Below are 20,681 nucleotides of genomic sequence, written 5' to 3' on the forward strand. Positions count from 1 at the left end.
ATGCCCAATTTAGAGGAGCTTTGGGCTTACCTGAATGATAAATTCCGTGAAGAGTTGACCCCAGTCGGCTACAGCACATGGATTCAAACGGCCAAACCCGTTAAATTAACCAAAGATAAACTCGAAATCGAAGTTCCGGCATCGTTGCATAAGGCTTACTGGGAGAAAAATCTGGTCACCAAAGTCGTGGAAGGGGTCTACGAGTTTGCGCAGCTGGAAGTCGATCCGGTGATCATGACTAAAGACGAGTTACAGCCGGTCACGACGCATCAGCAACAGCCAACTACCGATGACGATGATCAACAACTGACTTTTAAGGCGAAAACACATCTCAATCCGAAGTACACGTTTGACCGGTTCGTGATCGGCAAAGGCAACCAAATGGCGCATGCTGCGGCGTTAGCGGTTGCCGAAGCTCCCGGCACGACGTATAATCCGCTGTTTATTTATGGTGGCGTCGGTTTGGGCAAGACGCACTTGATGCAAGCTATCGGTAACCTGGTGTTGGAAAATAATCCAGCAGCTAACATTAAATATGTCACCAGTGAGAATTTTGCCAACGACTTCATTAACTCGATTCAAACCAAACAGCAGGAACAATTTCGCCAGGAGTATCGCAATGTTGACCTGTTGTTGGTTGATGATATTCAGTTTTTTGGCGACAAAGAAGCTACGCAGGAAGAATTCTTCCATACGTTCAATACGCTGTACGAAAATATGAAGCAGATCGTGCTCACCAGCGATCGCCTGCCAAACGAAATTCCTAAGCTGCAGGAACGGCTGGTGTCGCGGTTTAACAAAGGCTTGTCCGTCGACGTGACACCGCCTGATCTTGAAACCCGAATTGCCATCTTGCGCAACAAAGCCGATGCCGAAGATCTCAGCATTCCCGATGACACGCTTTCCTACATTGCCGGCCAAATCGAAAGTAACGTCCGTGATTTGGAAGGGGCTTTGGTGCGTGTCCAGGCTTTTTCTACTATGAAAAATGAAGATATCACGACCAGCCTGGCCGCCGATGCGTTAAAGGCGCTCAAACTCGATGATCGCAGCGGGCAACTGACCATTGCGCAGATACTGGACGCTGTCGCCAAGTATTTTCAGGTCACCGTGCAGGATCTAAAAGGTAAGAAACGGGTCAAGCAAATTGTGATTCCCCGCCAGATCGCGATGTATCTGGCGCGAGAAATGACCGACAATAGTCTGCCGAAGATCGGTCAAGAAATTGGCGGTAAAGATCACACCACGGTCATCCACGCGCACGAAAAAATTATGTCCGCAATGACGACGAATGAAGATCTTAAAGCCCAAGTCGTCGAACTGCGAAATATTCTTAAAAATCGCGGATAATCCACTTGTGGACAACTGCGAAAACCCGCCAAGTTTGTCCCTTGCACTTATCCACAGGTGCATAACTTTTCCGGCTGTTGTTTCTCAAAGTTTTCCACAGTTTGAACACGGCCTATTACTATTACTTAAAAAGCTTTATATTATATATATAAATAAACGTACGGGAGGCTCTTATGAAATTTACGATTACCCGATCCACATTCTTGAAAACCTTGAATGACGTTGCCCGGGCTATTTCAACCAAAACCACGATTCCGATCCTGACTGGTTTAAAAATCGTCCTCACTGATACGGGGCTGGTGCTCACCGGTAGTGATGCCGATATTTCGATCGAATCACGTATCAATATTGCTGATGAGAACAACGATCTTCAAATCGACAGCACCGGAGAAATCGTGTTACCTGCACGTTTCTTTAGTGAAATCGTCAAGCGGTTGCCGGAAGACAAAATGACCTTGGAAGTCAAAGATAATTTTCAAACTGTCATTACCTCTGGTGCTTCCGAATTTACGATTAACGGTCTAGACGCTAATAACTATCCCCGGTTACCGGAAATTACCGCTGATGAAGCGTTGACCGTCCCAGCTGAAGTGCTGCGCCAGTTGATCAATCAAACAGTTATCGCCGTTTCTAATCAAGAAAGTCGCCCGATTTTGACGGGTGTGCATTTCACGATTATGGGCGATCAGTTGGTGGCTGTTGCGACTGATTCGCATCGGTTAGCGCAACGAACCCTGACATTGCCGAGTGCAAGTACCACCAATTACGACATCATTATTCCCGGTAAGAGCCTCACCGAATTGAGTCGGATGCTGAGCGAGGATGTCGAAAAAATCGAAATCCGGATTGCCGAAAATCAGGTTTTGTTCGTTTTCGGTCAAACTGCCTTTTATTCCCGGTTGCTTGAAGGCAATTACCCGGATACCAGTCGCCTGATTCCAACATCGAGCAATACGCAAGTCGAATTCGACGCGCCGGTCCTGTTGGCATCCATTCAGCGAGCTAGCTTGCTGAGTCACGCAAGCAGCAATAACGTGGTTCGGTTAGTACTCAACATTGCGGATCAAAAAGCTACGATTTACGGCAATTCGCCTGATGTCGGGAATGTCGAAGAAGTCCTCACCTTTAACAAGTTGACCGGCGAGGATCTCGAGATCTCCTTCAATCCTGACTACATGAAGGACGCGCTCCAAGGCTTTGGCCAAACCGCCATCGAAGTTGACTTCACCGCCCCGTTGCGCCCATTCACCTTGGTACCGACGGAAGACAAGGAAAAGTTCATCCAACTCATTACGCCGGTGCGGACGTTCTAAAGCGTGAAGCAACAGTCATAAGTGTTAAGTATAAAAAGATGTGGATGGGTCATACTTCATGGCCACAGCAAAAAAAGCAAACATGCTCTGCGATAACGAGAGAGTATGTTTGCTTTTTGTTTCCCTGAGGTAATTTGGTGGGATTATTTAAGATATGAGTGCCAAGGCGGAGCAATCGGAGGCCAGAGGGGGCTCAGCTGTGAAATTGATGTTGGTGGGGCGCTTTTTGCCCCGCCTACATCAAGGCCGAGCTTAGAGACTCTGCCGGTTTTGCAGAGGCTCTAAGTCGTGCCCACAGCGTTCCAGCACCAGCTGGCCGGAGATTGCGGAGTTTGGCACGGCTTAGAACGTATTGCCTAATTTTTTGAACAATCATTCGGTAGGCTTCAGCGTTATCGCATATGCAGCCAGAACACACGTTTGTATCTATCCCATTCTTTCAGCAAAGTTCACCGCCATTACGTCATTTATAAACAAGCCCTCCATAACTAAGCATCCTTAAAAATGGCTTTAGGCTAGACTAAAAACAGTAGAATTGAAAATTTGGCTGTTTTTGGGCTTTTTAAGGGTTTTTAGTCTAGGGGGGCGTCTTGGTGTTAAATTGGCTCAGAGCCGCTTAAATGCCCGTTTAGAATTGTTTTTTAATGTACAAAAGGGTATAATTGTTATGTGTTCATCTGCGACAAATCGCGATTTGATGCGATTTGCCGGTACTTTTCGGATTGGAGGGCGACGACGATGACAACCATCAAAATCACGACCGCATTTTTGACATTGGGTCAGTTTCTGAAAGAAGCCGGTCTCATTGATAGCGGTGGTGCAGCTAAGTGGTATCTAGGCGAGAATCCGGTAACCGTTAACGGTGAAGCCGAAGACCGTCGTGGCCGGAAATTATATCCGGATGATCAGATTGAAGTTGCCGGTCAGACTTATGTGATCGTGAGCGCATGAAGCTGGATCATTTGACGTTAAAGAATTATCGCAATTATGCCACTGTCGATACGGCTTTTTCTCCGGAAATCAATGTCCTGATAGGCGAGAATGCGCAAGGCAAGACCAACTTGCTTGAAGCGATTTACGTCTTGGCATTGGCCCGCAGCCACCGAACCAATAGTGACAAAGATTTAATTCGATTTGGCAGCGATTTTGCGCGGGTTTCCGGACGGATTTCCCGGCAGAGCGGCACCCATCAGTTGGAGCTTGTCATCAGTCATCAAGGCAAGCGGGCCCGAATTGATCGGATCGAACAATCGAAACTGTCGCAATACTTAGGACATTTCAATGTCATTTTGTTTGCCCCTGAGGACTTGGCGATCGTTAAGGGAAGCCCGGCTGGCCGGCGTCGTTTTATCGACATGGAGTTTGGCCAGATGAGCTCGAAATATCTCTATAACCTGAGCCAATACAAAACGTTCCTCAAGCAGCGCAATGCCTACTTAAAGCAGCTGAAGTACCATCAGGCCAAAGATCTTGTGTATCTGGATGTATTGACGGATTCACTAGCTGCCTTTGGGGCCGAGTTGATTACCGCGCGTGCCGAGTTATTGCAAACCATGTCGGGCTATGCTGCGGCGATTCAGCAGGATATTACCAAAGGACGCGAAACGTTGCGCTTTTCGTATCAGACCCAGGTTGATGCGGAGGCGCAACAAAATAGTGAAGCGGCTTATGCGGCGTTGGGTGCGTTGTTTGCAAAACAGCAGGCACGCGAAATCGAACAGGGAACCAGCCTAGTCGGGCCGCATCGCGATGATGTTGCCTTCATTGTGAATGACAAGAATGTTGCCGATTTTGGCAGTCAGGGACAGCAGCGTACCACGGCTTTGGCGGTCAAGTTGGCAGAAATCGATTTAATGAAAGATCAGACTGGTGAGTATCCGGTTTTGTTGCTGGATGACGTTTTGTCTGAACTTGATGCGATGCGTCAGACCCACTTGCTCAAGGCCATCCAGAGCAAAGTCCAGACGTTTCTGACGACTACCAGTCTGGATGGCATTCAAAAAGAAATCATCACGGCACCAGCCATTTTCCGGGTGCAGGATGGGGTTTTGTCTAAACAAGCGTAGGTTTGCTGTATCGGGAAACGTGTTTTTAAGGAGGATAACCAGTGACGGACAAGAAAGAATCGGCCGAAGAGAAGAAAGAAGAGCTGGCAGCAGAATATGATGCCAGCCAAATTCAAGTGCTTTCAGGTCTGGAAGCGGTTCGGAAGCGGCCAGGGATGTATATTGGCTCCACAAGCAGCCAAGGCCTGCATCATTTGGTTTGGGAAATTATCGATAACGGGATTGATGAAGCGTTGGCTGGGTTTGCGACTCAAATCGAAGTCGAAGTCAATCCGGATAATAGTGTCACCGTGACAGATAATGGTCGCGGGATTCCGGTGGATATCCAGGCGAAAACTGGTCGACCGGCACTGGAGACTGTTTATACGGTGTTGCATGCCGGCGGTAAATTCGGCGGTGGCGGGTATAAGGTGTCCGGCGGGTTGCACGGTGTCGGCGCTTCTGTTGTCAACGCCTTGTCGACGAATCTGGACGTGACGGTTAGCCGCGGCGGCAAGCGGTATTACATTGATTTTGTTCGCGGTAAGGTTAATACCCCGATGAAGGTGATCGGCACTGCGCCGGAACATGAACACGGGACCAAAGTTCATTTCCTGCCAGATCCGGATATTTTCACCGAAACAACCACATTTGACGATAAAGTGTTGACCACGCGGATTCGCGAGTTAGCGTTCCTGAACAAGGGCCTCAAGCTGACGTTTACCGATAAGCGCGCAGCCACCCACGAGAAGCTGGTCTTTCACTATGAAGGCGGGCTGAAATCCTACGTCGACTTTTTGACGGAGAAAAAGGAAAACCTGCTGCAGGAGCCGATTTATGTGGAAGGTCAGGATAAAGGCATCACGGTGGAAGTGGCGTTGCAGTACACCAACGACTATCACAGCACCTTGCTGACATTCGCCAATAATATCCACACGTATGAAGGCGGGACGCATGAAACCGGGTTTAAAACGGCACTGACCCGCGTCATCAACGATTATGCCCGGCGTTCCGGAGCACTGAAGGACAGCGATGATCCACTTAGCGGTGACGATGTTCGCGAAGGATTAACGGCAGTTGTCTCAGTCAAGCATCCTGATCCGCAGTTTGAAGGGCAGACCAAGACTAAGTTGGGCAACTCGGATGCGCGGACGGTCGTGGACCGGACATTTTCCGATCATTTTAACAAGTTTCTGATGGAACACCCGGCTGATGGCAAGTTGATCATTGATAAAGCGATGCTTGCCAGCAAAGCCCGTCTCGCTGCCAAACGCGCCCGCGAAGTCACCCGCAAAAAGAGTGGCTTGGAAATCTCTAACTTGCCCGGCAAACTGGCGGACAATACCAGTAAGGATCCGGAAATTTCGGAATTGTTCATTGTCGAAGGGGATTCTGCCGGTGGTTCGGCTAAATCCGGTCGTAGCCGTTTGACGCAGGCAATCTTGCCGATTCGCGGGAAGATTCTGAATGTTGAAAAGGCGTCGATGGAACGGATTTTGGCCAATGAAGAAATCCGCACGCTGTTTACTGCGATGGGCACCGGATTCGGTCAGGATTTTGACATCAGCAAAGCGCGGTATCACAAGCTGATTATCATGACCGATGCCGATGTCGATGGGGCGCATATCCGCACCTTGTTACTGACGTTGATTTATCGTTACATGCGGCCAGTGCTTGATGCCGGCTACGTATATATCGCGCAGCCGCCGTTGTATCGCTTGCGGCAGGGCAAGATGATGCGCTATATCGATTCCGATGAAGAGCTGCAAGATATTCTGGGGCAACTGCCACCGAGTCCGAAGCCGGATATTCAGCGGTACAAAGGACTGGGCGAAATGGATGCCAGTCAGCTTTGGGAGACGACCATGGATCCGGATACGCGGCGCCTGTTACGGGTATCGCCAAAAGACGCGGAAGAAGCCGATGGCATTTTTGAAATGCTGATGGGCGACCATGTTGAACCGCGGCGGAAATTCATTGAAGAAAACGCGGTCTTCGTTGACCCGAATAATATTGATGTGTAATTGACCGATTGACGGATAGCAAACCGGTCGGATATGAGAACTTTTGAGAGGAGACTTTTCGCTTAATGGATGATCGCCAAGAAAGCCGGATTACGAATGTGAATCTCGGCGAAACAATGCGTAAATCATTCCTTGAATACGCGATGAGTGTCATTGTGGCGCGGGCTTTGCCTGACGTCCGCGATGGCCTCAAGCCGGTTCAACGACGGATTCTGTATGGTATGAATGAACTCGGAGTGACGCCGGATAAGCCGTATAAGAAGAGTGCGCGGATTGTCGGGGATGTCATGGGGAAATACCATCCGCATGGTGACAGCTCGATTTATGAAGGACTCGTGCGGATGGCGCAGGATTTCAGCTACCGATATATGCTGGTTGATGGCCACGGGAATTTTGGGTCGGTCGACGGTGACGGTGCCGCTGCGATGCGGTATACCGAAGCCCGAATGAGTAAAATCGCCGTTGAAATGTTGCGCGATATCAATAAAGACACGATTGATTTTCAGGACAACTATGATGGTACGGAAAAAGAGCCGGTTGTTTTGCCGGCACGGTTCCCAAACTTACTGGTGAACGGCGCTACCGGGATTGCGGTGGGGATGACGACCAATATTCCCCCGCATAATCTGTCTGAAACCATTTCCGCTTTGCACGTGCTGATGGACAATCCGGATGCGACCACCGCTGACTTAATGCAGGCGCTGCCGGGACCTGATTTTCCGACAGGCGGTGTGGTCATGGGCAAGTCGGGCATTCGCCATGCGTATGAAACCGGCCGTGGAACCATCGTGCTGCGCGGGAAAGTCGATGTTCAGACAGAAAAATCCGGCCGCGAACGAATCGTCATCACTGAGATTCCGTATATGGTCAATAAGGCTAAAATGGTGGAACGGATTGCGGATCTGGTTCACGAAAAGAAGATCGATGGTATTGTCACGTTGCGGGATGAATCTGACCGTGACGGGATGCGGATCGTCATTGATGTCCGGCGGGATGCCAGTGCTTCGGTGATCCTGAACAATCTGTACAAGCTAACACCGTTGCAGACCGGTTTTTCATTTAACATGGTCGCAATTGTCAACGGTGCGCCGAAGCTGTTGAGCTTAAAACAGATCCTGCAATATTACCTGGATCATCAGGAAAATGTCATTCGGCGGCGGACACAATATGAACTGAAGAAAGCCAAAGCCCGCGAGCATATTCTCGAAGGCTTGCGGATTGCGCTTGATCATATTGACGAAATCATCACGATCATCCGCAGTTCCGAAACCGGAGACAAGGCCAAAGTCATCTTGATGGACAAGTTCAATTTGTCTGACAAGCAAAGCCAAGCCATTTTGGACATGCGGCTGGTTCGCCTGACCGGCCTGGAACGCGACAAGGTTGAAAACGAATATAAAGATGTTGAAGCAGCAATTGCGGATTACACCGATATTCTTGCCAAACCTGAACGGGTTCACCAGATCATTTACGATGAATTGCTGGATATTCAAAAGAAATTCGGCGACAAGCGGCGGACAGAGCTATTAGTCGGCGAAGTGTTGAGCCTTGAAGATGAAGATCTGATCGAACAGGAAGATGTCGTGATCACGTTGAGCCATAACGGGTACGTCAAACGCCTGGCAACCAGCGAGTTTAAGGCGCAAAATCGTGGCGGCCGCGGGATTCAAGGCATGAACGTTCATGATGACGACTTTGTTGAACGTCTGATCTCAACCTCAACTCATGACGTGCTGCTATTCTTCACCAACAAAGGGAAGGTCTATCGTAGTAAAGGCTACGAAATTCCGGAATACAGCCGAACGGCAAAAGGCATTCCGATCATCAACCTGCTTGGTGTCGGCGCTGGCGAAAAGATTCAAACCGTCATCAACGTCCACGAAGATCAAAAAGATGACCGATACCTGTTCTTCGTCACGCAAAAGGGTGTCGTTAAACGCACGCCGGTCAAAGAGTTTGCCAACATTCGCAGCAATGGCCTGATCGCGTTGAATCTGAAGGACCACGACGAACTCAATAATGTCATTTTGACATCAGGTCAGGATAATATCCTGATCGGCACGCATCTGGGTTACAGTGTGGCCTTCAAGGAACAGGACGTGCGCTCGATGGGTCGATCAGCGACAGGGGTCCGTGGCATTCGCTTGCGTGACCATGATTACGTTGTCGGTTCCGACATTCTCAAACCGGATTCCGAAGTCTTCGTGATTTCCGAAAAGGGTTACGGGAAGCGCACTGCCGCGAAGGAATACCCAATCAAGGGCCGTGGCGGTAAAGGTATCAAGACTGCTAACATTACTGAAAAGAACGGCCCACTTGCCGGTGTGACGACCGTTGACGGGACTGAGGATATTCTGGTCATGACCGATTCTGGCGTCATGATTCGCTTCAATATCCAAAGCGTCTCGCAGACAGGCCGCGCAACGCTGGGTGTCCGGTTAATTCGGGTAGACGATGATGCCAAGGTCGCAACGATGGCCAAGGTTGAACCGGAAACCGATGATCCGGAAGATGGCAACAAGCCAGACCAGCCAACCGATCCGCAAGCTGGACCGACTGATCCTGATTCAAAGCAGCAACCAGTTGACGGGCAATACGCAGGCAACGCCGATGAGCAGGTCAACAAACTGCTGGATCGCGCTGAGACAGATCAGCCTGCATCTGATGCTAATAGCGATGACGAAGACTAAACACGCCTGAGTCATTATGAAGAATACCGTTCAATCCTGCCCAGATGATGGGTGGATTGAGCGGTATTTTATTTTCGTCGCAAAAATAAGGGAACATGCCATCAAGTGCGAAACTTTTTGCGTAATGTATAGCCGACAGCGAAAATAGCGCGATGAGATGGAGGATGGCATATGCTAAATTGTGTGAGTTTAACCGGTCGGCTGACGAAGGAACCAGAGGTGTTTAAAACAGCAGCCGATCTGGAGCTGGTTCGTTTTACGTTGGCTGTGGATCGGGTTTTTAAGAACAAAACCGGACAACGCGAAACGGATTTTATCGAGTGCGTGATTTTTGGCAAACGGGCGTTGACGTTTGCCAGCTCAACAACGAAGGGGTCGCTCATTGGCGTTGCCGGGCGCATCAGTAACAACCATTTTGAAAATAAACAAGGTGAACAGCGGTGGCGGACGTCGGTGGTGGTTGATAATTTTGCGTGGTTGGAGTCGCGGGCGATGACCGAAAGTCGGCGGACCGGCACATTGCAGGCAACCGGCACTGATGGCATGCCAGTGGGCGATTCGTCCGCCTCACCGGAGCTGGCGACAGATGATTTACCATTTTAGCAGTAGTATTCGGAGCGAATCTATGCTACAATTTTACTTCGTGAGTATCCGGCTATTTTTGTAGCCTTATTACTCCTTGCTCCGGCAAACGACCGGGGCCTAAAGTCCATAAGGAGGTGAATCGTCATGGCTGAAACCAAGTATGAAGTAACTTACATCATTCGTCCTGATTTAGACGATGCTGCAAAGACTGATTTGGTTGAACGTTTTGACAATATTTTGAAGGAAAATGGTGCCAGCATCATTGATTCCAAGGATTGGCAAAAGCGTAAGCTCGCATATGAGATCAACAAGTATAACGAAGGTCTCTATCATATCGTGAACTTGTCCGCAGAAGATGACAAAGCGATCAATGAATTTGACCGTCTTGCCAAGATCAATAATGATATTCTGCGTCACATGATCGTGAAGCGAGAAGACTAATTGTAACTTTTTGAAAGGGGCGCTACGGCATGCTTAACAGTGTTGCATTGACAGGTCGTTTAACCAGAGATGTTGACTTGCGCTATACGCAAAGCGGTACAGCTGTCGGTTCATTCACTTTGGCCGTTGATCGCCAGTTCCGCAGTGCAAACGGTGAACGGGAAACCGACTTTATCAATTGTGTGATCTGGCGTAAGTCAGCGGAGAATTTCGCAAACTTCACCAAGAAAGGCTCACTGGTCGGGATTGAAGGACACATTCAGACGCGTTCTTACGATAATGCGCAAGGGCAGAAAGTCTATGTGACCGAAGTCGTCGTTGAGAACTTTGCATTGCTGGAATCACGGGCAACGACACAACAACGGCCGTCCGAACCTGCGAATCCCGCTGGCCAAGGCAACCAGAATTATGGCGGTGGGCAGCAGTTTGGTAATAACCAGCAGCCGCAAAACCCACCTAGCTTTGGTTCCCAAAGCGCCCCGAACAATGCACCATCATCGAATCCGGGCCAAAACCCGGCAGCAGGTCAAAGCCAAGGCAACAATGGCAATGCTGCTAATCCCGATCCTTTTGCCAATAATGGTAAACCGATCGATATTTCCGATGATGATCTGCCATTCTAATGTGTGACTAAGGTCATGCTTAGCGAAGACATTGGTTCGTAAGGAAGCAATGTCGACTTGGAATCTTTGATAGAGAAGGAGGAATTCTCATGGCACAACAACGCCGTGGTGGCCGTCGTCGTCGTAAAGTCGACTTCATCGCCGCTAACCACATCGAATACATCGATTATAAAGACACGAACTTGTTGGATCGGTTTATCTCAGAACGAGGCAAGATTTTGCCACGTCGGGTAACCGGCACCAGCGCTAAGAACCAACGTAAGCTGACGATCGCAATCAAGCGAGCGCGGATTATGGGTCTTCTGCCGTTTGTTTCGGAAGACTAATATCGGTATTTAAAAAGGATGTTTCTGCTAATCGCGGCAGAAACATCCTTTTTTTGTGCTCGTCAGTCAGCACCGTTAATTACTTTAATTGCGCCAACATTGCCTTATTGAATTCCGGCAAGTCATCAGGTGTCCGGCTTGTCACCAAGTTATGATCAACGACGACCGGTTCATTTTTAACGATGGCCCCTGCATAATAAAGATCCGGGCGAACCGTTGTGTAGGCGGTCATGGTGCGGCCCTTGGTCAAGCCTGTCTGGATGAAGAATTGCGGCCCGTGGCAGATCGCAAAGACTGGCTTGTCGGCCAACAGGAAGGCTTTGACGAAATTAACAAAGCGATCGTCAGCCCGAAGTTCATCTGGCGAAAAGCCGCCTGGAAGCAACAAGCCATCAAAATCATCTGGTTTCACATCGGTAATCGTGGTGTCGATCGTTGCCGTTGCGCCATGTTTACCGGTAATTTGCTTCCCAGCTTGCGTTTCAATCAAAGTGACGTCATGGCCCTGATCCTTTAACGCTTTGACGGGTGAGGTTAATTCCGCATCCTCGAAGTTATCGGTAACCAGAACAGCAATTTTTGCCATTTTAAAAGCCCCTTTCAGCATGTATTACTATTCTAGTTTAACGGTTTAAAAGTGTTGATGCAAAGGATTAAAATCCTAATTTTGTGTGAACTATCCAGGATTATGGATGAACAACTCTATAAGTTTCAAGAAAATGAGCGGCCGTATCAGAGTCATATTAACAGCAGTTCCTCGTTATTTTGGCAAACAAACGGAAGCGTGTTAACCCGCTGATTAGTAGCTTATGTTAACGTTAGCTAATGCGAACAAAATCACAAGCTTATCGTTATATCAAATTTTGATTTTGTTTTACAATGACGATGATCAGAAGAGCAAAACGAACTTATATCAGGGGTTTGATTATCAGAGGTGATCAAAATGGGGCTCACATTAGCCGCGATCCCGTTGGCTGTAACGAACTTATCGCGAATGCAGTTTGCGGTGACCGCCATCACGCACTTTCTATTTGTGACAACCACCATCGGGATGTTGCTGACGACCATGATTTTTGAATTTTTATATGCCTATGGTCGGGGCGACACTGAAAAATACGGCCGTTTAACGCTATTCTTTAGCCGCATCTTCTTCTTCAGTTTTGGCACCGGGGTTGTCACCGGGTTGATCATGGAATTTCAATTCGGCATGAACTGGTCGGCCTTTACCCGCTTGATGGGCGATGTTTCTGGTGTACCGTTAGCCATTGAAAGTATGATTTCGTTCTTCATTGAATCGACTATCATCGGTTTGTGGCGGTTTACTTGGGGTAAATTGCCAAAACGCGCCCACGCTTGGCTAGGCGTTGGGATGTTGGGGGCATCACTGTTTTCCGTCGTTTGGATTATTGCGATTAACGCCTTTATGCAAAATCCCTATGGCTTCCACTTGGAAAACGGCCGTGCCCGTTTGGACAGTTTGATTACGTTGTTACAGAATCCACAGTACCGGCCGGAATTTTTACACGTTTTATTTGCAATTCTGATCACCGGCGGGTTTGTGACAGCCGGCATCTCGGCCTGGCAGATTCTGCATAAGCGCGATACGGCAGCGTTTAAAATTGCCGTTCAAATCGGCTTACTGATCGCGTTGCCAGCGGCCTTCCTACAGCCTGCACAAGGTGACGATCAAGGTGCCGCAACTGCCGCACTGCAGCCGATGAAGTTCACGGCAATTGAAGGACGCTATGATTTGGAAGGGAGTGCCACAACCGGTGCGCCTTGGGCAATGGCTGCGTTGATCAATGAAAAGGATCACACGACCAAAGCCATTTCGATTCCGAACATGGGCACGTATTTTGGTAAAAACACGTTTACCGGTGCGATGCCTGGCATGAATCAAGTGGCCAAAATGTATCATGCGAAGTTTGATAAGACAGTTGCCAAATCCTATGACGGCCAGATGAATTACTATCCGCCAGTAACGCTGCTATTCTGGACCATGCATCTGATGGTTTATGCAGGCTACTTCTTCACCATGTTCGCGTTGTTTGCAACCATTATGCTGCATCGGCGTGAGTCAACGATTGAGGAGCATCCAAAGACGCTGCGGACGTTGGGCTGGACGTTATGGCTTCCGTACCTGACGTTTACTTCAGGCTGGATTGTTGCTGAAGTCGGTCGCTATCCGTTTGTTGTCTACGGCTTATTGACACAGTATGATGCGGTTTCGCCAAGTTTGACGGCGACGGAGGCGGGGACGAGTCTCGCATTGTTCTTCATTGCTGACGTCTTCTTGGTAAGCACCATGATTTATATCTCGCATCGTACCGTCACCCGTGGTCTGCCACAGATTACCGGCGATTATCCGGAAGACCGGACCATTCCAGATCCGTTTGCAAAGGAGGCGTTCAGCCATGCCTAGTCTTTCCAATTTGCAAGTCATTTTCCTCGGCATCATTTCTACCGAGCTGATGTTGTTCTTCGTCCTTGATGGCGCCGATTTTGGTGCTGGAATGGCAACGTTCTTTGTGGGCGATGATTTGTCACGGCGGCAACAGATTATGAAAGTAACCGGACCGGTGTGGGGCGGCAATGAAACCTGGGCCGTTACTGCATTTGCCGTCATGTTTGCCGCATATCCTGGCTGGTATTCGGCGTTGACCTCCGGCTATTATCCGTTGATTTTCCTGATGCTGTTCTTCTTGATTTTCCGCGGCGTCGCGTTTGATTATCGCAATCAATGGCATAGCCGACACTATAATCAGTTCTGGGACTGGGCGTTGTTTATCGGCAGTCTGATGCCACCGTTCCTGCTCGGCATCGTCTTTAGCTCCACGGTCAGCGGCGTGCCGATTCGTAATGGGTTTGTCTATGCCAGCATGGGTGACATCCTGACACCGTTCAGCATCTTAGGCGGTATTTTAGCGGTGTTGCTGAGTCTGAATGTCGGCTTAACCCGAGTGATTAAAAAAGTTAGTGCGAATGTCGCTGAGCAATTAACCGTGGCCCTGAAACGCACAACCTGGGCACTTTATGCGGCGGTTGTCCTGTTTGCCGTCCTGTTGCCGTTCTATACCCGGTTCTTCACCAATCGACCCGTCATCGTCTCGTTACTGCTGATCTTGTTGGTCGCGTTTCTTGGGGTTGAAACTTGGTCCATTGCCAACCACCATCCGCGTGTGACGTTCTGGCTCAGTGTCGGCACGATGGCCAGCTTCATTTACACCATTTTCCTCGGCGTCTTTCCAACGCTGATTGTCGGCCGGGCGCGAGGCACCTCAGTCACCGCCTTAACCGCAACAAGCGGCCCGGTTTCACTACTTTGGACCGCATGGCTGTTTGGCTTCACGATCATCTTGATGGTCGGCTTACAGGCAACCGCCTATCACCTGATCAATAAGTATTACAACGCACCGGCATCGCCAATGATTTAGGCTATAGCGCGTTCACCGGCGCAGGAGCCTGCATATAAGGACGCCCAAGGTCACTTATACTCCGGCTCCTAAACGCGCCGGTTCACGCTCGGCATAACGCGTTCGCTGGCGCAGGAGCCTGTGTATAAGAACCTTGGTCGCAATGGTCAAAGCCCGACCATCTCGCCCAAGGCCACTTATACTCCGGCTCCTGAACGCGCCAGCTCACGCTCAGCAAAAGGGAGTGTGTACTATGAAAAAAATCTGGATCAATATTTTCTGGGGCCTGCTAGTCGTTGGCTTCTGGCTCTACCAAGTCTTCTGGCCGGTATTCTGGAACCCGATCAGTAAGTTTTACGGCAATGTCGCTTTGTACACCATTGCGCTCATCGCTTTGGGATTCGCGATTCGGGCAACCTTAAAGGGATATGGCCGGCAGAAGGCTTGAGAAAAGTTTCGTACGGCGTAAGGACACTTGAAACTTCCACAGTGATTGTGTGGGGCTTCGGGTGTCTTTTTTTACGTATAAGTTGCGCGACGCATAGTGAGTTATCATCAGTCGACGTGAGCTGCTTGTTCATATGTACTAGCTAAGTTTTTGAGGTTGAATGATTTCGGCCAAAAGTAAAATCTAAGATGTTGCCTTAATACAAGTGCTGATGTCGTAAAAAGGTTCATTTGAGTCAAAAATATTGAGTAAAACGACGTTAATTGGCCAAAAGTCGACGTTTATTTTTTTTATGACAAAAAATTTGAATCTGTAGTTATACTAAAAAAGTAAAGTCGACTTTGCAAAAACAAGTACAGTTTTTCCATGAAAGTTTTTGATGATCTTTATAGCATTGTCAATTATTTTCGTGAGAGCCACATGTCATTCAGTTAAAAAGGAGCATATACATGAATAACTTAGATATTTTGAGTACAAATGAGTTGCAGTTAATTGTTGGTGGGGATGCAGGGAAATGCCTTGCCGGAACCGTTGGCGGCGGTGTTGGGGGTATCCTAACAGGAGCAGGGTTAGGTGCAAAAACTAAAAATGTGTATGTTATTGGAGGATTAGGCATTTTAGGGGGTATTGGGGGCGCTATCGCCGGTGCTTCGCAAACTTGTTTTTAAGCTTCTTTTTTGGATCTGTACCGGATTAGCCAATGTCCTTGTTAGATTGTTGGTCGGTGATACATTCGGGCGGGCCATGTTGAATGTGTTAACAATAATTCCGCTTTTTTGGATAATTGTTACGCTCGCAGAAATGATGGTGAAGTATTTTTCTGTGAAGAGTTTTGCAACGGAGGATGAACATGAACGAAATAAGAAAGTTAAGTGAACTTGAAATGCAAAAAATTGTTGGAGGTCGTGATGTCGGTAAGTGCTTTTTGGGGCTTGTTGGCGGTGGAACTATTGGTGGTTTGAACGGAGCATCGGCTTTAAGTGGATTTGGTCCGGCAGGCATCACTCTCGGTGGTCTTTACGGGACACTCGGTGGTATTCTAAGTGGATATTCCGTAGGCTGCTAATTCCCAATGGCTAATACGTATCCTGTTTTGATAAGCCTCAATTGTCTTAGACGTTAAAATAAATTGATGTCTAAAACTGGTCAAAAGATACTCTAGTATTCTTGCAAAAGCAGCCTTCTCATGCACCGAACTGAGGAGACTGTTTTTTGACCTATAAGGAATTATAAATTTTTACCGGATTTAAAATCGAAGTGCAACATCGGCTGAAGTAGACCAATCTACTGGGAATGGTTTAACAAAACAGGCCATAAAAACCTATCCTTGAAGCGTCAAAACAACAAGAAATGTGATATCTTCATGACTCAATACAAGTTTAACAGCACTCGACGTTACACTTAATTCACGGCTGAAGATCGTCGGCGTCATTGAGGGGCTTTATCGTACGAAAGCCTTTTCTACTAGAAGGATTGTCGATCGTCATCACCGATCGCCGAGTACCATCAGTCGGGAACTTGGTCGTGGTAAGATCCGTCAACTAAGGTTGAACTACCTGTCTTACGAGGTATACTTCGCTGATACTTCGCAGATTCTACATAAGCAGCGTTGCTAACACGACTACTAGAAGGGGCGCTAGCACTTCTTCGTCACTGGCTCACGGCCAAAGTCAAAAAGACCAAGCTTCGCCTGCAAAGAATCGATGGTTACTGTCATCTAATTAAGCGTCTCTACCTCTCCCGTGCCTGTCCTTCAACGCAGACCGTTTATCGTTACCTCGACCGCGGGCTCTTGCTCTTGGACAAGACGGCTAACCCGAGAAGCTCCACCACCATATCAAACACATAAGCCGTCACCATGACCCATGACCGCGGGAACAAACTCCTTGCAGGAACTTCCATCGAACAGCGGCCGCAAGCGGTGAATGAACGTAAAACCTTTGGGATTGGGAAGGCGATCTGATGAAAGGCAAACGGCGTCCTCAACGAACCGGCGCTACTCACCCTAGCAGAGCGTAAGAGCCGCTGAGTTGATCTAAAAACTTCCTGATTACCACGACCAAACCCGCCTCAATGTCTTACAACAGGTCATTGACACGAAGAGAGCTAGCTGGTTCCATTCGATTAACTTTTTTGTCCGCTGATCATACTGTAGCCCAACGCGGAGATTCGAAGAAGCTCAACTGCGCTACTTTAGTCGAGATCAATTAATTTGTAATCAACACACATTAACTTAGTTATTGAGTTGCTTATGACTAAACGGCTTTCTACATAATTTATGTGAAGTATAGCGTGTTATGCAATCCAAACCTCACTATTTGTTAATTTTTAACTGTTAATTTCTAATATAATAAACTGATTATTTTTACCTATAAGTAAAAAGAAATATTTAGGTAATAACTCAAGCACTAATTACTATACAACCCAATAATAAAGACAAAAAACAGTGAAAAAACGTTGACAGGATCGCGTGCCATTTGTTAATTTGTCTTTAGAGAGACGTTTTCCACTTAAAAAGCTTTTTGTTGTCACTATCGCAACTGTATGAGAAGGAAAAGTATGTTCAAAGAAACAATTGCACCTTTATCAAATGCTGAAATTTCTAAGGTCACCGGGGGTGGAGGCGGTAAATACTATGGTAATGGTGTTTATTGCACCAAGAAAAAGTGCTACGTAAACTGGAGAGAAGCTATCAACAGCATCGGAAACAATATGGCAGCAAACTGGTTTACGGGCGGTCAAGCCGGTTGGAATTCTGGCATCAAGTAATATTGGTACAAAGAAACCAGCGCTAATACGCTCATTCTGAAAAGCTCAAGGTTCTGTGATTGCATAGATCTAAAGGCGCAACGTTCATGGGGTGAAATTATGGGTATTTTAAAATGGTACTCTGGCGGTAATGATCGGGCCAAAAAGGCAACATATATCATTGATCAACTGCTTCTTGACTTGAAGAACAATCCACAAAGCGAGTCTCTTCAGCAAGTATTGAGGAGTTATCGTGAAGCCCTAATTCAAAAACAAGCCGCTGTTCCACTTATTTTAAGTCGTATGAATCTGGAAATTTCTAATGTCTTAATAAGAGATAGGATTACATTGACCAAGCTGCAATCTGACAAAATTGGACAACTTTCTTCACTGTCAAATATCAGATATGGCTATTGAAGATGACATTGGAAACTACAATGGTGACTTTTTGTCCTGATCAAAACCACAAGGTATTCCTAGCTATCTGATGAACGGCATTAGCAGATATTTGCGACGGATACTAATCAGAACCGACACCGCTTTCACTCTATTGAGCGCATTCATTTATGCACTAACAGAGAAGACTCATGGAGGAAACAACTACATGAACACAACGAATGCTATTCGCGCCATGAAGCTAGATGCAAGCATCCTCGAAAAGATCAAAGGCGGCACTAACGAAGACTTTCTTAATGCTGCACAAGCATCTAAAAAGTCAAATTTGGTTCACGTTCCACCAGTTGAGCGCCCCAAGCACGGTAAAAGATATCCGATCCCCATTGTTAAACCGATCCCGCAGGATATTTAGATATACTGATGTCTGTCATTACTGAAAAAACGGAGGTTTCGTATGTTTAAAGCTAAAGCAAATGATTTTGGAAGCCTTGCCTTTCTTGCCAACGATGAACTTCAGGTGACTACTGGAGGTAAACGAATTCCCAACGCCGGAGGTGGAGGCATCGGGTTTACGTTTAAAATTTCCGATCTCCCTGGCCCGAAAGGACCAACCTATCACTCAGGTCCAAGAAAATCTCGTCGTGCTGGTCGTCATTACGCAATAAACTAAAATCTGCGCGTCGATAAGTTGTAGTTTAAGGGGAAAATAAAGTCTACGTATTTCAAAAAGGCGGATCTGACCAAATCCGCCTTTTTGCCAACTTGTGAGCAAATTGTTTGTCACTAACATTACAACAGTGCCTAAAAGAGAAAGAGGTTTAACCATATGCTTTTGAAATTGAAGAAGGCCAATCTACTTGCAATATTTTCTGCAGCCAAAGGAACGCTCTTTATTTGCTGTATGCTTCTATTCTTCTATTGGCTATTTCTGATTTTGACGAATACATTCTTAATTCCGTCTTCTAATTTTGTTGGGAATATTCCCTCAATTCTACGAGGAGAACTTTGGTACATCGTAACAGGTTCCATTTATCATGCAGAATTGAACCATCTATTGATAAACATTCTTCCGATTATTATTTTGGGGCCTTTCATAGAATGGAAAATCGGAAGTATAGCTCTTGTAACCAGCTTCTTTGTCTCTAGTTGGATTGCGACCCTTCTATTTTGTTTTGTGTTTGGGGGGTACATTCAAACATCTTTCGGAATTGGCCTCTATGTTTATACGTTTAATGGTGCATCATTGTCAGTATATGCTTTATTTCCATTGGTTGTATTAGCATATTTAATAAAAAAACCAGTCTTTTCCTTAATTTCAAAAATTGTTTTATTTGGAGTTTTTTGGTGTTTCATTTTTGGAATTATTCCTAACGCAAGTGCTTCAGACGTCGAGATCATGACACAAATTGCGCATTTGTGTGGTGTCCTTGCCGGTCTCCTTTGCACATTCATAATTTTGATCTTAAGAAATTGGAAAAAGATTCCATTCTTTAGACCTAAATCGATCAACTAACCAATTGACGCTGCCGCGCTAGAAATTAAGGGAAACTCTATGCTTAATATTAAATATGGATTCGCCAGTCGTTACAAACGATACTATTCACCACAGATTGATGAACGTGACTGCGGTGTTGCTGCGCTCAATATGTTACTGAGATATAACAAGTCAGACTATTCGCTCGCCCGATTAAGACAATTAGCGAAAACCGACCAAGAAGGAACGACAGCATTAGGCATTGTTCGAGCCGCGGAAAACTTAGACTTTGAGACCAGTCCAATAAAAACGGACATGAGCTTGTTTGATCTTGAGGACGTTCCTTATCCGTTTATTGCGCATGTGTTAAAGAACGGGGAGCTACTCCATTATTACGTAGTTTTCAAGGCAACGAAGAAACGCATTTTAATTGGGGATCCTGACCCTTCAGAAGGCATGACCTGGCTATCACGGGAACGATTTGAAAAAGAGTGGTCCGGCGTGGCCATCTTTATTGCACCAAAGCCCGCTTATCAGCCACAAAAGGAGCGTAAGAATGGCTTATTTGGCATTAAGACGACACTTTTTCCAAGTGTCGTCTTTTTTTGCCAAAAATATCAGTTGACACCACTAACCAACAAATGATAAGGTAACAGTCGCTTCTTAATCGTAATGGTTACGTTTTAGAAAGCGAGGTAGGTAGTTTCAAAAAAGCATCACATACTGACCGCATATCTATAGGTAGAAGCGATCATTCACAACTGAATAGCAAAGGGTCACTAACGCTTGCTCAGCCTGATGCCCA

21 protein-coding genes and 1 pseudogene are annotated in these 20,681 nt (G+C 47.1%); 21 read left to right on the forward strand and 1 reads right to left on the reverse strand.

Going from position 1 to position 20,681, the window contains the following annotated elements; genetic code table 11:
- The 10 genes from dnaA (at nucleotide 1) to rpsR (ending at nucleotide 11,397) form a co-directional block, all read left to right on the forward strand.
- Nucleotides 1–1,350: a chromosomal replication initiator protein DnaA gene (gene dnaA / locus LACPH_RS00005; protein ID WP_047106740.1), complete on the forward strand. Its 1,350-nt coding sequence runs from the start codon at nucleotides 1–3 to the stop codon at nucleotides 1,348–1,350.
- A 173-nt stretch (nucleotides 1,351–1,523) separates the two neighbouring features.
- Nucleotides 1,524–2,663, forward strand: coding sequence for a DNA polymerase III subunit beta (dnaN, locus tag LACPH_RS00010; protein WP_010490312.1), 1,140 nt, complete (start codon nucleotides 1,524–1,526; stop codon nucleotides 2,661–2,663).
- 738 nt (nucleotides 2,664–3,401) lie between these two features.
- On the forward strand, nucleotides 3,402–3,614 hold the full coding sequence (gene yaaA / locus LACPH_RS00015) for a S4 domain-containing protein YaaA (RefSeq protein ID WP_047106738.1): 213 nt from the start codon (nucleotides 3,402–3,404) through the stop codon (nucleotides 3,612–3,614).
- Complete coding sequence (recF, locus tag LACPH_RS00020) at nucleotides 3,611–4,729, forward strand: DNA replication/repair protein RecF (RefSeq protein ID WP_274784072.1); 1,119 nt, start codon at nucleotides 3,611–3,613, stop codon at nucleotides 4,727–4,729. The genes yaaA and recF overlap by 4 nt, the downstream gene beginning before the upstream one ends.
- Before the next feature lie 41 nt (nucleotides 4,730–4,770).
- Nucleotides 4,771–6,732, forward strand: coding sequence for a DNA topoisomerase (ATP-hydrolyzing) subunit B (gyrB, locus tag LACPH_RS00025; protein WP_087911226.1), 1,962 nt, complete (start codon nucleotides 4,771–4,773; stop codon nucleotides 6,730–6,732).
- 65 nt (nucleotides 6,733–6,797) lie between these two features.
- Nucleotides 6,798–9,422, forward strand: a complete 2,625-nt coding sequence (gene gyrA / locus LACPH_RS00030) for a DNA gyrase subunit A (RefSeq protein ID WP_274784073.1) — start codon at nucleotides 6,798–6,800, stop codon at nucleotides 9,420–9,422.
- A 171-nt stretch (nucleotides 9,423–9,593) separates the two neighbouring features.
- A complete protein-coding gene (ssb, locus tag LACPH_RS00035) occupies nucleotides 9,594–10,025 on the forward strand; it encodes a single-stranded DNA-binding protein (protein ID WP_087911228.1) in 432 nt (143 codons plus the stop codon).
- A 126-nt stretch (nucleotides 10,026–10,151) separates the two neighbouring features.
- Nucleotides 10,152–10,448, forward strand: a complete 297-nt coding sequence (rpsF, locus tag LACPH_RS00040; protein ID WP_010490297.1) for a 30S ribosomal protein S6 — start codon at nucleotides 10,152–10,154, stop codon at nucleotides 10,446–10,448.
- A 29-nt stretch (nucleotides 10,449–10,477) separates the two neighbouring features.
- A complete protein-coding gene (gene ssb / locus LACPH_RS00045) occupies nucleotides 10,478–11,071 on the forward strand; it encodes a single-stranded DNA-binding protein (RefSeq protein WP_010490295.1) in 594 nt (197 codons plus the stop codon).
- Nucleotides 11,072–11,160: 89 nt separating this feature from the next.
- A complete protein-coding gene (gene rpsR, locus LACPH_RS00050; RefSeq protein WP_003568467.1) occupies nucleotides 11,161–11,397 on the forward strand; it encodes a 30S ribosomal protein S18 in 237 nt (78 codons plus the stop codon).
- Nucleotides 11,398–11,476: 79 nt separating this feature from the next.
- On the opposite strand, the gene LACPH_RS00055 is transcribed toward rpsR, so the two are convergent.
- Nucleotides 11,477–11,983: a type 1 glutamine amidotransferase domain-containing protein gene (locus LACPH_RS00055; RefSeq protein ID WP_025013654.1), complete on the reverse strand. Its 507-nt coding sequence runs from the start codon at nucleotides 11,981–11,983 to the stop codon at nucleotides 11,477–11,479.
- A gap of 357 nt (nucleotides 11,984–12,340) precedes the next feature.
- Between LACPH_RS00055 and LACPH_RS00060 the strand changes: the two genes are divergently transcribed.
- The 11 genes and pseudogenes from LACPH_RS00060 to LACPH_RS00110 all read left to right on the forward strand — a co-directional run.
- Nucleotides 12,341–13,819 carry a cytochrome ubiquinol oxidase subunit I gene (locus LACPH_RS00060; RefSeq protein ID WP_070651037.1) on the forward strand — a complete coding sequence of 493 codons (1,479 nt, stop codon included), beginning with the start codon at nucleotides 12,341–12,343 and terminating at the stop codon, nucleotides 13,817–13,819.
- A complete protein-coding gene (gene cydB, locus LACPH_RS00065) occupies nucleotides 13,812–14,831 on the forward strand; it encodes a cytochrome d ubiquinol oxidase subunit II (protein WP_010490252.1) in 1,020 nt (339 codons plus the stop codon). The genes LACPH_RS00060 and cydB overlap by 8 nt, the downstream gene beginning before the upstream one ends.
- A 232-nt stretch (nucleotides 14,832–15,063) precedes the next feature.
- Entirely contained in the window at nucleotides 15,064–15,258 is a 195-nt protein-coding gene (locus LACPH_RS00070) for a hypothetical protein (protein WP_010490250.1), read from the forward strand.
- Between the two features lie 449 nt (nucleotides 15,259–15,707).
- Nucleotides 15,708–15,926, forward strand: coding sequence for a Blp family class II bacteriocin (locus tag LACPH_RS00075; protein WP_274784074.1), 219 nt, complete (start codon nucleotides 15,708–15,710; stop codon nucleotides 15,924–15,926).
- A gap of 182 nt (nucleotides 15,927–16,108) precedes the next feature.
- The gene (locus LACPH_RS00080) at nucleotides 16,109–16,324 is read left to right on the forward strand and encodes a Blp family class II bacteriocin (protein WP_049171988.1); all 216 of its coding nucleotides are present in this window, start codon (nucleotides 16,109–16,111) and stop codon (nucleotides 16,322–16,324) included.
- A 1,493-nt stretch (nucleotides 16,325–17,817) separates the two neighbouring features.
- Nucleotides 17,818–18,027: a leucocin A/sakacin P family class II bacteriocin gene (locus tag LACPH_RS00085; RefSeq protein WP_274784075.1), complete on the forward strand. Its 210-nt coding sequence runs from the start codon at nucleotides 17,818–17,820 to the stop codon at nucleotides 18,025–18,027.
- Nucleotides 18,028–18,126: 99 nt separating this feature from the next.
- On the forward strand, nucleotides 18,127–18,423 hold the full coding sequence (locus tag LACPH_RS00090) for a bacteriocin immunity protein (protein WP_274784076.1): 297 nt from the start codon (nucleotides 18,127–18,129) through the stop codon (nucleotides 18,421–18,423).
- A 187-nt stretch (nucleotides 18,424–18,610) separates the two neighbouring features.
- A complete protein-coding gene (locus LACPH_RS00095) occupies nucleotides 18,611–18,814 on the forward strand; it encodes a hypothetical protein (RefSeq protein WP_274784077.1) in 204 nt (67 codons plus the stop codon).
- 42 nt (nucleotides 18,815–18,856) lie between these two features.
- The gene (locus LACPH_RS00100) at nucleotides 18,857–19,072 is read left to right on the forward strand and encodes a hypothetical protein (RefSeq protein WP_070651002.1); all 216 of its coding nucleotides are present in this window, start codon (nucleotides 18,857–18,859) and stop codon (nucleotides 19,070–19,072) included.
- Between the two features lie 156 nt (nucleotides 19,073–19,228).
- On the forward strand, nucleotides 19,229–19,915 hold the full coding sequence (locus LACPH_RS00105) for a rhomboid family intramembrane serine protease (protein ID WP_070650999.1): 687 nt from the start codon (nucleotides 19,229–19,231) through the stop codon (nucleotides 19,913–19,915).
- Nucleotides 19,916–19,954: 39 nt separating this feature from the next.
- Nucleotides 19,955–20,443: pseudogene (locus tag LACPH_RS00110) on the forward strand (cysteine peptidase family C39 domain-containing protein); the annotation flags it as partial.
- Between the last annotated feature and the right edge of the window lie 238 nt (nucleotides 20,444–20,681).

Source organism: Lacticaseibacillus parahuelsenbergensis (assembly GCF_030770265.1).
GTDB lineage: Bacteria > Bacillota > Bacilli > Lactobacillales > Lactobacillaceae > Lacticaseibacillus > Lacticaseibacillus casei.